Origin of the sequence: Pseudomonas agronomica, from assembly GCF_025917275.1 — a bacterium.
GTDB classification, from domain to species: domain Bacteria; phylum Pseudomonadota; class Gammaproteobacteria; order Pseudomonadales; family Pseudomonadaceae; genus Aquipseudomonas; species Aquipseudomonas agronomica.
Genome location: NZ_JAOSHO010000103.1, coordinates 1 through 13,577, shown reverse-complemented (window position 1 = coordinate 13,577; position 13,577 = coordinate 1). Strand labels below are relative to the sequence as shown.

Genomic DNA, 13,577 nt, shown 5'->3' with positions numbered 1-13,577 from the left:
GTGGGAGCGAGCCTGCTCGCGAAAGGGGCAACCCGGTCTCCCTGACTGGCTCACATTTCCTCCCGCAATAGAACAGGCCCCCGACACGAATGCCGAGGGCCTGTAATGGCCACGTCCATGTGGCCTTTCGCATGAACTCCAAAGCGACGGAAGACGTATAACCCAGCCCGCTTGCCGCGCCTTCTCCCGTCCAGGCGAGAAGTCTTTCCTTATTCGGATTTCAGGCCATCAGCCGATACGGCTTTGACGCCTTTGATTTTCTTGGCGATAGCCACGGCAGTGGTCTTCTGCGCGTCGGTTACCGCAACAGTGGAGGACAGCGACACAACACCCTTGTTGGTTTCAACCTTGATGTCGGAGCCTGGAATGCCTTTTTCGGTCACCAGGTCAGCTTTGACCTTGGTGGTGATCCAGGTGTCGGAAACCTCTTCCTTGGCTTTTGTCGCTTCGCCCGCAGCCAGCATCATCGGGGCCTGAGTTGCTTGGGTGGTCTCGGCGAAAGCGCTAGCCATGGACAGAGTCAGTGCAGTGGCAGCAGCGGCAGTGATAGCGAACTTCTTCATACGAGTAACTCCTGTTTTTCTCAGAAACTGCCGAAAGTGCATCGCGGCAGGTTGTCAGGAGTAGTGCGAAGGCTGTGCCAGTTTTGAAACAACAGTTTTTCCTATGAAAATCAGCAGGTTAAGCGAAGCGGTAATTCACGGAATCATGCAATTTGCATGATATGGACATTTTAGACATGCAACTTGCGGGTTTCCGAGTTTCGCTAACCCGCTGAATTGATTATGTTTCTCTTTGCACGTCATGAACACACAGCCACTATCCAGTAAAAGCCCCGCTTTAAGCGGGGCTATGTCGAGGGCTATGTCGAGTGAATAGCATCAGGTCCCAGTGCAATTTTTCGGCAGATATTCCTGAGCGGCCGTAGACGTGCAAGTCCACACGCCCGTTGCCGAGCGACTGAAGGTGATCGTCTTACCCAGGATTGGCGCGGAAGCGTTCAGGACGGTGCAGACAATGCTGCCCACACCCGTCGATGCAACGCCGGACGCGGTCATCGTACAGTTGGTGGTGGGCGACGTACCGCCGATATTGGCCAATGTCGGATCGGTTCCCTGATTCATGACGTCCTCGAAGGGCACCTGCAACGCGGAGGCCTCCGCCAGCCCCGCCGTCACCTTCGCTCGCGCCTGATACTTCGAATATTGCGGCAACGCAAACGTCGCCAGGATCCCGATGATCGCCACGACGATCAGCAACTCGATCAGCGTAAAGCCCTTTTGCTTGTTCATAGACATCTCCCATGCATGAGTCGAAATCTCATGACCTGAAACGGCCACTGCAGGGCACATGCCAACCCGCAGAAGCCCAGCCAGCCAAGGCCTTCCCTGCCCTAACTGGAGCAACCTCCTACCCCAACAACCGCACTATCTGACGCTTTTTGTCACCTCTGCCCGCTGGTGAGGCGCCTATGCTTGACTAGGCTATAAATCATGAACAGACCGCGTCCGGTATCCCCATGAATGACATCACCCTCAGCGGCTTGGCCAAGCAATTGGTGCTGGCCGAATTGATCACCGAACAAAACGCACAGCAGGCTTATCAACAGGCCCAGCGCAATCGCACGCCCCTGGTCAGTTATCTGGTGCTGAACAAACTGATCCAGAGCCGGCAGGTGGCGGAAATCGCCTCGGAACATTTTGGCATCGCGCTGCTGGACCTCAACAGCCTCGACAAGGACAGCCAGCCCACTGGCCTGGTCAGCGAAAAACTGGTGCGCCAGCATCATGCCCTGCCGCTGTGGCGGCGTGGCAACAAGCTGTACGTGGGCATTTCCGACCCGACCAATCATCAGGCCATCAATGACATCCAGTTCAGCACCGGCCTGACCACCGAAGCCATCCTGGTGGAAGACGACAAGCTCAGCGACGCCATCGAAAAGTTCTTCGAATCCAGCAGCACGGGCCTGGAAGGCATGGCCGACGTCGACCTCGACGGCCTGGACATCGAGTCGATCGACGACCGCAAGCAGGACAGCATCGTCGGCCAGGACGGCGACGATGCGCCGGTGGTGCGCTTCGTCAACAAGATGCTGCTGGACGCCATCAAGGGCGGCTCCTCCGACTTGCACTTCGAACCGTATGAAAAAACCTACCGGGTCCGGGTGCGCACCGACGGCATGCTGCGGGAAGTCGCCAAGCCTCCCATTCAACTGGCCAACCGCATCTCCGCGCGCCTGAAAGTCATGGCCAGCCTGGACATTTCCGAGCGGCGCAAACCCCAGGACGGTCGCCTGAAGATGCGCCTGTCAAAAACCAAGTCCATCGACTTCCGGGTCAACACCCTGCCCACGCTCTGGGGCGAAAAAGTGGTGATCCGGATCCTCGACCCCTCCAGTGCGCAAATGGGCATCGACGCCCTTGGCTACGAGCCGGAACAGAAAGACCTGTACATGGCCGCCCTCAAGCAGCCGCAGGGGCTGATCCTGGTGACCGGGCCGACCGGTTCGGGCAAGACCGTGTCGCTCTACACCGGCTTGAACATCCTCAACACCGTGGATATCAATATCTCCACCGCCGAAGACCCGGTGGAAATCAACATGGAAGGCATCAACCAGGTCAACGTGAACCCGCGCCAGGGCCTGGATTTCGCCCATGCCCTGCGCTCGTTCCTGCGCCAGGACCCGGACGTGATCATGGTCGGCGAGATCCGCGACCTGGAAACCGCCGAAATCGCCATCAAGGCCGCGCAGACCGGGCACCTGGTGCTGTCCACCCTGCATACCAACAGCGCCGCCGAAACGCTGGTGCGCCTGCACAACATGGGCATCCCCGGGTTCAACATCGCCACGGCGGTGCACCTGATCATCGCCCAGCGCCTGGCGCGCAAATTGTGCACGCATTGCAAGAGAGCCATCGAGGTTCCCGAGGAAACCCTGCTCAAGGAAGGCTTCCCACGGGAACGCATCGGCGCATTCACGATCTATGAGCCGGTCGGTTGCGAACAGTGCAACAACGGCTACAAAGGTCGCGTGGGGGTATACGAAGTGGTCAAGAACACACCCGAGTTGCAGCGGTTGATCATGGCCGAAGGCAACTCCTTGGAAATCGACCTGCAAATGCGCAAGGACGGCTTCAACGACCTGCGTACGTCGGGGCTGGTCAAAGTGATGCAAGGCATCACCAGCCTCGAAGAAATCAACCGGGTCACCAAGGATTGAACATGGCGGTCAAGGCAGTAAGAACCGACGTCTACGTGTGGGAAGGCAAGGACCGCAAAGGCACGAAAATGTCCGGCGAGCTGACCGGCCAGAGCCCGGCGCTGATCAAGGCGCAACTGCGCAAACAGGGCATCAATCCAGGCAAGGTGCGCAAGAAGTCCACCTCGATATTCAGCAGGGGCAAGCGCATCAAGCCGCTGGACATCGCCCTCTTCACGCGCCAGATGGCGACGATGCTCAAGGCTGGCGTGCCATTGCTGCAAGCCTTCGACATCATCGGCGAAGGCTTCGACAACGCCAACATGCGCAAGCTGGTGGACGAGGTGAAACAGGAGGTCGCCGCCGGTAACAGCTTTGCTGCGGCGTTGCGCAAATGCCCGCAGTATTTCGATGAGTTGTACTGCAACCTGGTAGACGCCGGCGAGCAGGCCGGTGCCCTCGATACGCTGCTGGACCGGGTCGCGACCTATAAGGAAAAAAGCGAAGCCCTCAAGGCCAAGATCAAGAAAGCCATGACCTATCCCGCCGCCGTGGTAGCTGTTGCAGCCGTGGTCACAAGCATCCTGCTGATCAAGGTCGTGCCGCAGTTCGAGTCGGTATTCGCAGGTTTTGGCGCAAAATTGCCAGCTTTCACGCTGATGGTCATCGGTCTGTCGGAATTCATGCAGGAATGGTGGTGGCTGCTGCTTGGCGGTTTGGTCGGTGCGTTTTTCGGTGTCAAACATGCGCTCAAGCGCTCCCAGGCGTTTCGTGACTGGCGGGACAAATGGCTGCTCAAGCTGCCCCTGGTGGGCACCCTGATGTACAAGTCCGCCGTGGCCCGTTATGCACGTACGCTCTCAACGACCTTTGCGGCTGGCGTGCCGCTGGTCGAAGCCCTCGATTCGGTGTCGGGTGCTACCGGCAATGTGGTATTCAAACGGGCGGTGCTACGCATCCGACAAGACGTCTCGACCGGCATGCAACTGAATTTTTCCATGCGCGCTTCCGGTATTTTTCCGAACCTGGCGATCCAGATGACGGCCATTGGCGAAGAGTCCGGCGCGCTGGACGACATGCTCGACAAGGTGGCGAGTTTTTATGAAGCTGAGGTGGATAATCTGGTGGACAACCTCACCAGCCTGATGGAACCCTTCATCATGGTGGTCCTGGGGGTCGTCGTCGGTGGCCTGGTGGTTGCCATGTACATGCCCATCTTTCAACTCGGCTCTGCGATCTGACATGCCCTTGAGCGAATTCTTCGTGCTTTACCCCTTGGCGTTCGTGCTGACGGCATTGCTGCTCGGGCTGATCATTGGCAGTTTTCTCAACGTGCTGGTTTGGCGCCTGCCGAAGATGCTTGACCGTGAATGGCGGCTACAAGCCCAGGACTTGCTCGGCCTGCCGGCCGAAGCTCCCGGCCCGGTCTACAACCTGATGCTGCCCCATTCCCAGTGCCCGCACTGCGGCCACCGCATCCGCGCCTGGGAAAATATTCCACTGCTCAGCTACCTGGCGTTGCGCGGGCGCTGCTCCAGTTGCGCTGCGCCCATTGGCAAGCGCTACCCATTGACTGAGTTGGCCTGTGGCGCCCTGTCGGCGTTCGTCGCCTGGCATTTCGGCTTCGGCTGGCATGCGGCGATGGCGATGGTGCTGAGCTGGGGCTTGTTGTCGATGAGCCTGATCGACGCAGAGCATCAATTGTTACCCGACTCCCTCGTACTGCCCCTTTTGTGGCTGGGCTTGATCATCAACAGCTTCGGGCTGTTCGTCTCTCTCAACCAGGCGTTATGGGGCGCGGTCGCCGGTTACCTGGTGCTGTGGGTGGTGTTCTGGGTATTCAAGTTGCTGACCGGGAAGGAAGGCATGGGCTATGGCGACTTCAAGCTGTTGGCGATGCTGGGCGCCTGGGGCGGCTGGCAAATCCTGCCGCTGGCGCTGCTGCTGTCGTCGCTGGTAGGCGCTGTGGTCGGCGTCGTCATGCTGCGCCTGCGCAACGCACCGACATCGACACAGATCCCCTTCGGACCCTATCTGGCCATTGCCGGCTGGATTGCCTTGCTCTGGGGTGGTCAAATAACCGACTTCTATTGGCAGTCAGTCGGTTTTTAATGAACAGTTCTGCGGAAAAACCCTGGATTCTCGGCCTGACCGGTGGCATCGGCAGCGGCAAGAGCGCGGCGGCCCAACATTTCATCGACCTGGGCGTGCATGTGATCGACGCTGACCATGCGGCGCGCTGGGTCGTCGAACCCGGACGCCCGGCGCTGGGAAAAATCGCCGAACACTTTGGCGCGGGTGTGCTGCAGACAGGCGGCGCACTGGATCGAGCCGCGCTGCGCACGCTCATCTTCGAGAATGCCGAGGAGCGCCGCTGGCTGGAAGCACTGCTGCACCCGCTGATTGCCGAAGAGATCGCCCATCATCTCGCCCAGGCAAAATCGTCCTATGCGATCCTGGTGTCACCGCTATTGATCGAGTCGGGGCAGTACGCCATGACCCAGCGGATCCTGGTGATCGACGCACCGGAACAATTGCAGGTCGAACGCACCTTGCAGCGCGACCAGACCAGCGAGCAGCAGGTCCAGGCGATCCTCAAGGCCCAATCCAGTCGCCAGGATCGCCTCAGCCATGCCGACGACGTGGTGGTCAACGACCGCGACCTCGCCTGGCTGCACAGCGAGGTCGAACGCCTGCATCACTTTTACCTTACCTTGCGTGGAGGCCAACCATGAGCCAACCCCCAATCGTTGATTGCCCAACCTGTGGCGCCCCGGTCGAATGGACCGCCGAAAGCAAATTCCGGCCGTTCTGTTCGGATCGCTGCAAGCTGATCGACCTCGGCGCCTGGGCGTCGGAAGAACACAAGATTCCAGTGGCCCCGGATGCGGAGGATGAGTTGTTCAGCGAAGACTTCAATCCCCGCTCGCATCACTAAAGCCTGGCCTGGATCATTGTGGCGAGGGGATTTATCCCCGTTGGGCTGCGCAGCAGCCCCAAAAAAGCTAAATGCAGTCAGTCTGAAACATTGCGGTGTCAGGTTTCAGGGCTGCTACGCAGCCCAACGGGGATAAATCCCCTCGCCACAGAGTCATCGGGCAGCATTCACCCCCTAAGGCCGCATGAACCCGTAATCCTGGCTGTCGTCGAGATTTTCCGCGAGGAAACTCAACTCATCGGCCAAATCGTCGACACTGCGTACGCTCTTGCTCTGCTGCACAATCGCGCTGAGCAAGGCCCGCAGGCTCAAGCCCGGGTCAAAGCCGATCTCCATGGCCGCGTCGTGACTGCGCCGGATTTCTTGCCTCGCCCACTCATAAACACTCATGGTTGCACTCCTGGAAATTTTCCAGAGCATGAAGCGCGGCAGGCGGTGCAGCCTTGACGTGAATCAAGGCTTGTCTTCATCGTTCCAGGGTGCCGACAGGTAGCGTGTGCGGTTGAAGGTCTCCAGCCATTCGGGACTGAACACCACCAGCGCGCTGACCACCATGCCGTTGATGAAAGCCTCCGGGAAAATGATCAGCCAGAGGTAACCGACGAAATCTTCCGGCCAGTACGGCATGACGAAGATGCCGTCGTACCAGAGCAGGCCAAGCCCCAGCAGCAGGCACCCCAGCGCCGAAAGCGCGGCGGCGAGAAACCCGGAACAGAAGATATACACAAACAGATTGCGCGGCTGGGCACGCTCCACCAGGACGGCGCAACATTCAGTGATCAGCACCGGCAGGAGAATCAACAGCACGCCATTGATGCCGACAGCCATCATGTCCTGACGGCCCAGCAGCACCAGCGCGAGCTGCGCGCACAGTCCGCCGAGGATCGCCAGGGGCCAATCCAGCAGCAAGGTGACGGCCGTCATGCCAAGGAAGTGATACGAGACGCCCGTGTCGAAGTCTCGCCGTACCAGCCATAACAGGAACAACGCCAGCACCGTGCCAAACAGCAAATGCTGGCGACGGCTGTCGGTAAACAGCTCGACCCACGGCGCCCGCGCCACCGCCCACGCCAGCACCGGCACGTAAACCAGCCAGCCGACCGCCAGGGTCTGCGGTGAGAGCAATTCGGCACCGATCATGGCTACTCCTGCGAAACGTGAACACGGTACAGCGCGGATTCGAGCACCGGTTCAACGCGCAGGTCGTTCGCTATTCAGTCGCGATACTTGCAGGCTGTTGCACCAGTGCCATTGCAAACTTACCAAAGCCCACCGACCAATCCGAATAGTCATTTTCATGCATGAAAATGAACACGTCTTGCGGACGAACCTGGGCTTGAACGGCGAGATTGTCAGCGATGTTTTTATAGAGGTCGCGCTTCATCGCATCGCTGCGGCCCCTGCGCATCGTAATCTCAACCACGATCAAATTGTCTGAACGGGCCACACCGTTGAAAGTTCGGCTGTAGAAAAACTGTTGCGGATCATAGTCCGTCACCAGGTTGAACAATTCATCCTGGGGCATACCAATGCTTTCGACCAACGCCTGGTGTATGCCATCGACGATGCGTTGGCGCTGTTGCTGGCTGGTGCCCTTGATGACAGCTGTACGAACGAACGGCATGTGAGGTGCTCTCAATTGGATTCTGGAATGCTCCGCAACCTGAACAGTCGACAGACCAGCGGCAGCCCAGCGATTCTGCGCAAACCTCACGCTCGCCGATAACGATTTATGCGGTCGGTGTATTTGAGTTAAAGTCACTTCATGAGACGTCGCCTCCCCCCATTGAATGCGTTGCGCACCTTCGAGGCTGCGGCTCGACTCGGGAAAATGACGTCCGCTGCCGAAGAGCTTTCCGTCACGCCCGGTGCCGTGAGTCGCCAGGTACGCCAGTTGGAACTGAGCCTTGGCGTGGATCTGTTCGAGGGGACCAAGAACAAGCCGCAGCTCACCACGGCCGGAAAAGAACTCCTGCCTCAATTGACCGCCGCGCTGGACCAGATCGACGCGGCGGTGGGCCGGGTCCGGGATACCGCGACAGGCACCCTGGACGTTTCCTGCTTCAGCACGTTTACCGCCAAGTGGCTGATACCTCGCCTGTTCGACTTCAATTCGACTTACCCGGATATCAAGATTCGCTTGAGCTCACCGGTCCCAGGGGCCGATCCAGGCCGGGATCGCTATGACGTGATGATCACCGCCGAACAGGATGTCATTGGCGAACCAGAAAATACGGTCCTGCTGTTTCCTGAACGGCTGGGCATCGTTTTGTCGCCGGCATTAGCCGCACGCCTGCAACTCACCGATCTGAACTCGATCTTCAGTCATCCGCTGTTGCATACCCGAACGCGCCCAGACGCCTGGGCAAACTGGGCCGACGCGGTTGGCTACCGGAACACACCCCTGACTGGACTGGAATACGAGCACTATTACTTTACTTTGGAAGCGGCAATTGCCGGCCTGGGGATTTGCGTCGCCCCTTGGCATCTGGTGGCCGACGATATTCGCCTTGGCCGTCTGGTGGCACCGTTTGGCTTTTATCCGAGCCGTTATGTCTACCTGGCGAAGCGAAGTGCCCAACACAGCAAGAAACTGGAGCTGTTCTGCGCCTGGCTGGCGCGCCTGGCTGGACAGGACGGCCCGCCAGGCCCTGCCTGAGCGAAAATTTGCCCTCAGCGACACGCTTTATTTTTTATCAACACATTTGAACGCTAAGCTTGGGCTCATGGATGATTCCGATTATTTACGCCTGCTGACGATCGCAGCCGAGCAGGCCAACGCGTTTCTCTCCAATGCCCGCAAATGGGAGCGTGAGCGTTGGGTCTGCCAGCGCCTGCTGCAAGGGTTGAACGTGCCCTATCGCGCCGACGAGTTCGCGCCGGCCGGGGAGCCGCCAGACGTCTTGTTCCGTGATGCCAACTTCGAAGTGTTTTTTGTGCTCGACGAGGGCCGTCGCCTCAATGACGAATGGCGCGATGAACTGCAGCGTCGCCGCAGCGCCTTCTCCTTGAGCCAACTGGTGCGTCGCGAGGCCAAGCCCCGAAGAATTCCCGCCAACGAATTCCTGATGCGACTGGCACCGACCCTGCGCAAGAAAGCCCACAACTACACCGAGCGCGGCATGGACCTGGGGGAGCTGGATATCATTGCGTTCGCCAGTCTCAAGCGCGAAGTGCTGGACCTCAACAGCCACTTCCCACCGCCGACCGAATACCTGCGCCAGGGCTGGCGCTCGTTGTCGCTGGTGGGGCCAACCTTCGCCCGCGTACTGTTCGCCCATCCCGATGCGCCGGATTTCCTGCGGGGCAACCTGGGTCGCAGCATCGTCTTCGATGTCGGGATCAGCCTGTGAGCCCCCTGCAGGAACTGATCGCCGCTGTGCCGCAACAGGGCCGCGTGCGCTGGATCGGGGTGCGCCCCCAGGGTCATGCGCCGATGAGCGAACTGGACGCCGTGGAGGCGCGCCTGGAGGCCGGTCTCACTGGCGACCATGCGCGCCCCGGCGTGCGCAATGCGCGGCAGGTGACGTTGATCCAGTGGGAGCACCTGGGCGTGATCAGCTCGCTGATGGGCCGTCCCGAGGATCAACCGGTGCTGCCGCAGGAGCTGCGGCGCAATATCGCGGTCAGCGGGATCAACCTGTTCAGCCTCAAGGGCCGGCGCTTTCGCATCGGCCAGGCCATTTTCGAAACCACCGGCTGGTGCCAGCCCTGCGCACGGCTGGAGCGAAACCTCGGCGAGGGTACATTCCAGGCAGTACGCGGCCATGGCGGAATCACCGCCCGAGTGTTAAAAAGTGGAATCATTCGCCTGGACGACAGCCTGATCGTCGAACCCGTTCCGGCGAGCGGCTATGCGGCGTTCAACGCCGGATAGCCGGACGCTGTAACGTCTTCACATCCCGCAACGTCTACCTGACGAGGCCTTTATGACCAGTCGCCTGAACCCAGAAGACCAGAAGCATGTCGAAGAGTACCTGCAACTGTCCCAACACCGAGTCGAGCGCCGGCCTTTCCGGCCGTGGATGCTCCTGGTGGTGGTACTGGCCGTGACCATCGGCCTGGGCCTGTTGAGCCGACTGATCAGTTACCTGACGCTATGAGCCGCTTTTTGTCACTGGCGCTCGCGCAGGTAACGGCACCGAATTCCTTTAGCCTTGCGAGATATCCCCATGACTCATCGTATTGTCATCGTTGGCGGCGGCGCCGGCGGCCTGGAGTTGGCTACCCGCCTGGGTAAGACTCTGGGCAGGCGCGGCACGGCCAGCGTGATGCTGGTCGACGCGAACCTGACCCATATCTGGAAGCCGTTGCTGCACGAAGTGGCAGCGGGCTCGCTGAACTCCTCCGAAGACGAACTCAACTACGTCGCCCAGGCGAAATGGAACCACTTCGAGTTCCAGCTCGGGCGCATGAGCGGTCTCGACCGTGAGCGCAAGCGCATCCAACTCGCCGCCACCTACGACGAAGCGGGCGTGGAGTTGCTGCCTGCCCGGGAGCTGGGCTACGACACACTGGTGATTGCAGTGGGCAGCACCACCAACGATTTCGGCACCGAAGGCGCGGCGCAGCACTGCCTGTTCCTCGATACCCGCAAACAGGCCGAGCGCTTTCACCAGCAATTGCTCCACCACTACCTGCGCGCCCATGCCGGGCAGACCGACGTCGTCGAGCGCATCAGCGTCGCCATTGTCGGGGCGGGTGCGACGGGCGTCGAACTCGCGGCCGAGCTGCACAACGCCGCCCACGAGTTGCACGCCTACGGCCTGGACCGAATCAAGCCGGAAAACATGCACATCACGCTGATCGAGGCGGGCCCACGGGTCTTGCCAGCGTTGCCTGAGCGTATCGGCGGACCGGTGCACAAGACCCTGGAAAAACTCGGGGTCAACGTCATGACCAGCGCCGCCGTCAGCCAAGTGACTGCCGACAGCCTGATCACGGCGGATGGCAAAGTGATCGATGCCAGCCTGAAGGTCTGGGCCGCCGGGATTCGCGCGCCGGAATTCCTCAAGGAAATCGACGGGCTGGAGACCAACCGGATCAATCAACTGCAAGTGCTGCCGACACTACAGACCACTCGCGACGAGAACATCTTTGCCTTCGGCGACTGCGCCGCTTGCCCGCAACCGGGCAGCGACCGTAACGTTCCACCCCGCGCCCAGGCCGCGCACCAGCAGGCCTCGCTGCTGGCGAAGTCGCTGAAATTGCGGATCGAAGGCAAGGCCCTGCCGGAATACAAATACACCGACTACGGTTCGCTGATCTCGCTGTCGCGCTTCTCGGCGGTGGGTAACCTGATGGGTAACCTGACCGGTAGCGTGATGCTCGAAGGTTGGCTGGCGCGGATGTTCTATGTGTCGCTGTATCGCATGCACCAGATGGCGCTGTACGGGATGTTCCGCACGGCGATGCTGATGCTGGGCAGCAAGATCGGGCGCGGGACTGAGCCTCGGTTGAAGTTGCACTGAGGTCTTACTGACGATGGCGCCGGATCAGCAATATTGATGCTGGATGATCCACCGTCATCGTCGGAACGCCGCCCGGAGCAAGCTCGCTCCCACAGTTGATCGCGGTCATCCTGTGGGAGCGAGCTTGCTCGCGATGAGGGCGGCATGGTCAATACTTAATCTCGGGCAGAATCACTGTCCAATCTATCCACCGATCAAACCTGAAACCGCTGCACCATCGTGCGCAGCGAATTCGCCAGTTGCGACAGCTCGTGGCTGGACGCGCTGGTCTGGTCCGCGCCAGTGGCCGAACGCACGGACAAATCACGAATATTGACCAGGTTGCGATCCACTTCGCGGGCCACTTGCGCCTGTTCCTCGGCGGCGCTGGCGATCACCAGGTTGCGCTCGTGGATCTGGTGCACTGACGCGGTGATGGTCTGCAATGCCTCGCCCGCCCGCTCCGCCATCGCCAATGTGCTCGCCGCACGGCTGGAGCTGGCCTGCATGGAATCCAGCGCCTGGGTGGCGCCGTTGCGCATGCCCTGGACCATTTGCTCGATTTCCTGGGTCGATTGCTGCGTGCGATAAGCCAGCGCTCGCACTTCGTCCGCGACCACGGCAAAACCACGACCGCTCTCCCCCGCCCGGGCCGCTTCGATGGCCGCGTTGAGCGCCAACAGGTTGGTTTGCTCGGCAATGGCCCGGATCACATCCAGCACCTTGCCGATGTCCTGGGACTGGCTCGCCAGCGACTGCACCAGGCCACCGGTCACCTGTACGTCACTGGCCAGCGCGCTGATGGCCTCGACGGTGTCGCTGACCCGCTCCTGGCCCAACGTTGCCGATTCGCTGGATTGGCGGGTGGCATCAGAGGTGGAGACGGCGTTGCGCGCGACTTCTTCCACGGCGGTGGTCATTTCCGTGACGGCGGTGGCGGCCTGTTCGATTTCGTTGTTTTGCTGCTGCAGGCTCTGGGTGCTGTCGAGGGTGACAGCGTTCAGCTCATCGGCAGCGGTCGCCAATTGTGTTGCCGAGCCGCTGATGCTTTGCAAGGTTTGCCGAAGGTTCTGTTGCATGGTCGCCAGGGCCTTGAGCAAGCGGCTCACTTCATCGTTGCCATGGGTCTCGATGGGCCGGGTCAGGTCGCCCCGCGCCACGTTCTCGGCCGCATTCAACGCCTCGCCCAAAGGCTTGACGATGCTGCGGGTCAACAACATCGCCAGCACAACGGTGGCCAGGGCTGCCAGCACGACGAACAGGCTGACGATCATTCGCGAATTGACGTAATGCTCCTGGGATTTCTGGCTCTCGATGGACACTTGCTTGGAGAACAACTCCGCAAGGTCGTTGAGCTGCTTGCCCGAACCGTCCACCACGGTTTTCATGTCCACCAGCAACAGTTTGATCAGTTCATCCCGACGGCCCTGCTCCGCCAGGATGAACGATTGCGCGATACCGGCACGGTAAGCGGCAAAGGTCTGCTTGAACTGATCATAGAGGGCCTTGCCTTCAGGCGTCACAACGAGCTTTTCGTACGCCGCGATTTTTTCGCTCAGTTCCTTGTCGCGCGTATCCATTTGTCCGCGGTACACAGCAACGTTCTTCGGGTCCTGATCCAGGGCCATGCGCAGGGAAATGGTACGGATCCGCAGCATCCACTCACGGATCTCATCACCCCCGCGGATGCTCGGCAGCCATTGAGTCTCCACCGCGACCTCACTGTCGCGAATGCTCGACATCTGCCCCAACGCAAACACCCCGAGCAACGCCACCAACAGAGCGATCAAGGCAAAACCCAGCGCGGCACGGGGTGCGATATTCAATTGACGAAGAAACATAACGGGCGCCTTTCTTGTTGTTAGCCAAAAGTAAGGGCGTCGGTCCATGCCCTCTCGGCGGGTTATCGGCAGGTTGTACGACGACTTGATGCCATCGGCATTTTTCGCAGGCAAAAAAAATCCCCGTATCTTTCGATACGAGGATTTTC

General features: G+C 60.1%; 16 protein-coding genes. 10 read left to right on the top strand and 6 right to left on the bottom strand.

All coding sequences use genetic code 11. The annotated features are described in order from the left end of the window. Positions 1 to 209: 209 nt before the first annotated feature. Complete coding sequence (locus OC610_RS10450) at positions 210 to 563, bottom strand: BON domain-containing protein (protein WP_264427723.1); 354 nt, start codon at positions 561 to 563, stop codon at positions 210 to 212. A 318-nt stretch (positions 564 to 881) separates the two neighbouring features. Beyond that, positions 882 to 1,292: a pilin gene (locus OC610_RS10445; RefSeq protein ID WP_264427722.1), complete on the bottom strand. Its 411-nt coding sequence runs from the start codon at positions 1,290 to 1,292 to the stop codon at positions 882 to 884. 227 nt (positions 1,293 to 1,519) lie between these two features. On the opposite strand from OC610_RS10445, the gene pilB reads away from it, so the two are divergent. Genes pilB through yacG form a run of 5 tightly spaced genes read left to right on the top strand, consistent with a single transcriptional unit; the run spans position 1,520 to position 6,137 of the window. Further along, positions 1,520 to 3,220 carry a type IV-A pilus assembly ATPase PilB gene (pilB, locus tag OC610_RS10440; protein ID WP_264427721.1) on the top strand — a complete coding sequence of 567 codons (1,701 nt, stop codon included), beginning with the start codon at positions 1,520 to 1,522 and terminating at the stop codon, positions 3,218 to 3,220. 2 nt (positions 3,221 to 3,222) lie between these two features. Further along, on the top strand, positions 3,223 to 4,440 hold the full coding sequence (locus OC610_RS10435; RefSeq protein ID WP_264427720.1) for a type II secretion system F family protein: 1,218 nt from the start codon (positions 3,223 to 3,225) through the stop codon (positions 4,438 to 4,440). 1 nt (position 4,441) lies between these two features. Next, positions 4,442 to 5,311 carry a prepilin peptidase gene (locus OC610_RS10430; RefSeq protein ID WP_264427719.1) on the top strand — a complete coding sequence of 290 codons (870 nt, stop codon included), beginning with the start codon at positions 4,442 to 4,444 and terminating at the stop codon, positions 5,309 to 5,311. Continuing rightward, positions 5,311 to 5,934, top strand: coding sequence for a dephospho-CoA kinase (gene coaE, locus OC610_RS10425; RefSeq protein ID WP_264427718.1), 624 nt, complete (start codon positions 5,311 to 5,313; stop codon positions 5,932 to 5,934). The genes OC610_RS10430 and coaE overlap by 1 nt, the downstream gene beginning before the upstream one ends. Then, positions 5,931 to 6,137 carry a DNA gyrase inhibitor YacG gene (yacG, locus tag OC610_RS10420; RefSeq protein WP_264427717.1) on the top strand — a complete coding sequence of 69 codons (207 nt, stop codon included), beginning with the start codon at positions 5,931 to 5,933 and terminating at the stop codon, positions 6,135 to 6,137. Before coaE ends, yacG begins: the two co-directional genes overlap by 4 nt. Positions 6,138 to 6,311: 174 nt before the next feature. Here yacG and OC610_RS10415 read toward each other — a convergent pair whose 3' ends face one another. From OC610_RS10415 to OC610_RS10405, 3 genes are all read right to left on the bottom strand, one after another. Beyond that, the gene (locus OC610_RS10415; RefSeq protein WP_264427716.1) at positions 6,312 to 6,527 is read right to left on the bottom strand and encodes a hypothetical protein; all 216 of its coding nucleotides are present in this window, start codon (positions 6,525 to 6,527) and stop codon (positions 6,312 to 6,314) included. Between the two features lie 63 nt (positions 6,528 to 6,590). Then, positions 6,591 to 7,277 carry an energy-coupling factor ABC transporter permease gene (locus OC610_RS10410; RefSeq protein ID WP_264427715.1) on the bottom strand — a complete coding sequence of 229 codons (687 nt, stop codon included), beginning with the start codon at positions 7,275 to 7,277 and terminating at the stop codon, positions 6,591 to 6,593. A gap of 70 nt (positions 7,278 to 7,347) precedes the next feature. Further along, on the bottom strand, positions 7,348 to 7,761 hold the full coding sequence (locus tag OC610_RS10405) for a tautomerase family protein (RefSeq protein WP_264427714.1): 414 nt from the start codon (positions 7,759 to 7,761) through the stop codon (positions 7,348 to 7,350). A gap of 141 nt (positions 7,762 to 7,902) precedes the next feature. On the opposite strand from OC610_RS10405, the gene OC610_RS10400 reads away from it, so the two are divergent. The 5 genes from OC610_RS10400 (at position 7,903) to OC610_RS10380 (ending at position 11,608) form a co-directional block, all read left to right on the top strand. Further along, the gene (locus OC610_RS10400; RefSeq protein WP_264427713.1) at positions 7,903 to 8,796 is read left to right on the top strand and encodes a LysR substrate-binding domain-containing protein; all 894 of its coding nucleotides are present in this window, start codon (positions 7,903 to 7,905) and stop codon (positions 8,794 to 8,796) included. 67 nt (positions 8,797 to 8,863) lie between these two features. Then, the gene (locus tag OC610_RS10395; protein ID WP_030140261.1) at positions 8,864 to 9,490 is read left to right on the top strand and encodes a DUF1780 domain-containing protein; all 627 of its coding nucleotides are present in this window, start codon (positions 8,864 to 8,866) and stop codon (positions 9,488 to 9,490) included. Continuing rightward, complete coding sequence (locus OC610_RS10390; protein ID WP_264427712.1) at positions 9,487 to 10,014, top strand: MOSC domain-containing protein; 528 nt, start codon at positions 9,487 to 9,489, stop codon at positions 10,012 to 10,014. Before OC610_RS10395 ends, OC610_RS10390 begins: the two co-directional genes overlap by 4 nt. A 52-nt stretch (positions 10,015 to 10,066) precedes the next feature. Further along, complete coding sequence (locus OC610_RS10385) at positions 10,067 to 10,240, top strand: DUF3094 domain-containing protein (protein WP_003205686.1); 174 nt, start codon at positions 10,067 to 10,069, stop codon at positions 10,238 to 10,240. Positions 10,241 to 10,309: 69 nt separating this feature from the next. After that, entirely contained in the window at positions 10,310 to 11,608 is a 1,299-nt protein-coding gene (locus OC610_RS10380; protein ID WP_264427711.1) for an NAD(P)/FAD-dependent oxidoreductase, read from the top strand. Between the two features lie 194 nt (positions 11,609 to 11,802). Here the strand turns inward: OC610_RS10380 and OC610_RS29840 are convergent, their stop codons facing one another. Then, complete coding sequence (locus tag OC610_RS29840; protein ID WP_198798126.1) at positions 11,803 to 13,428, bottom strand: methyl-accepting chemotaxis protein; 1,626 nt, start codon at positions 13,426 to 13,428, stop codon at positions 11,803 to 11,805. Positions 13,429 to 13,577: the final 149 nt, after the last annotated feature.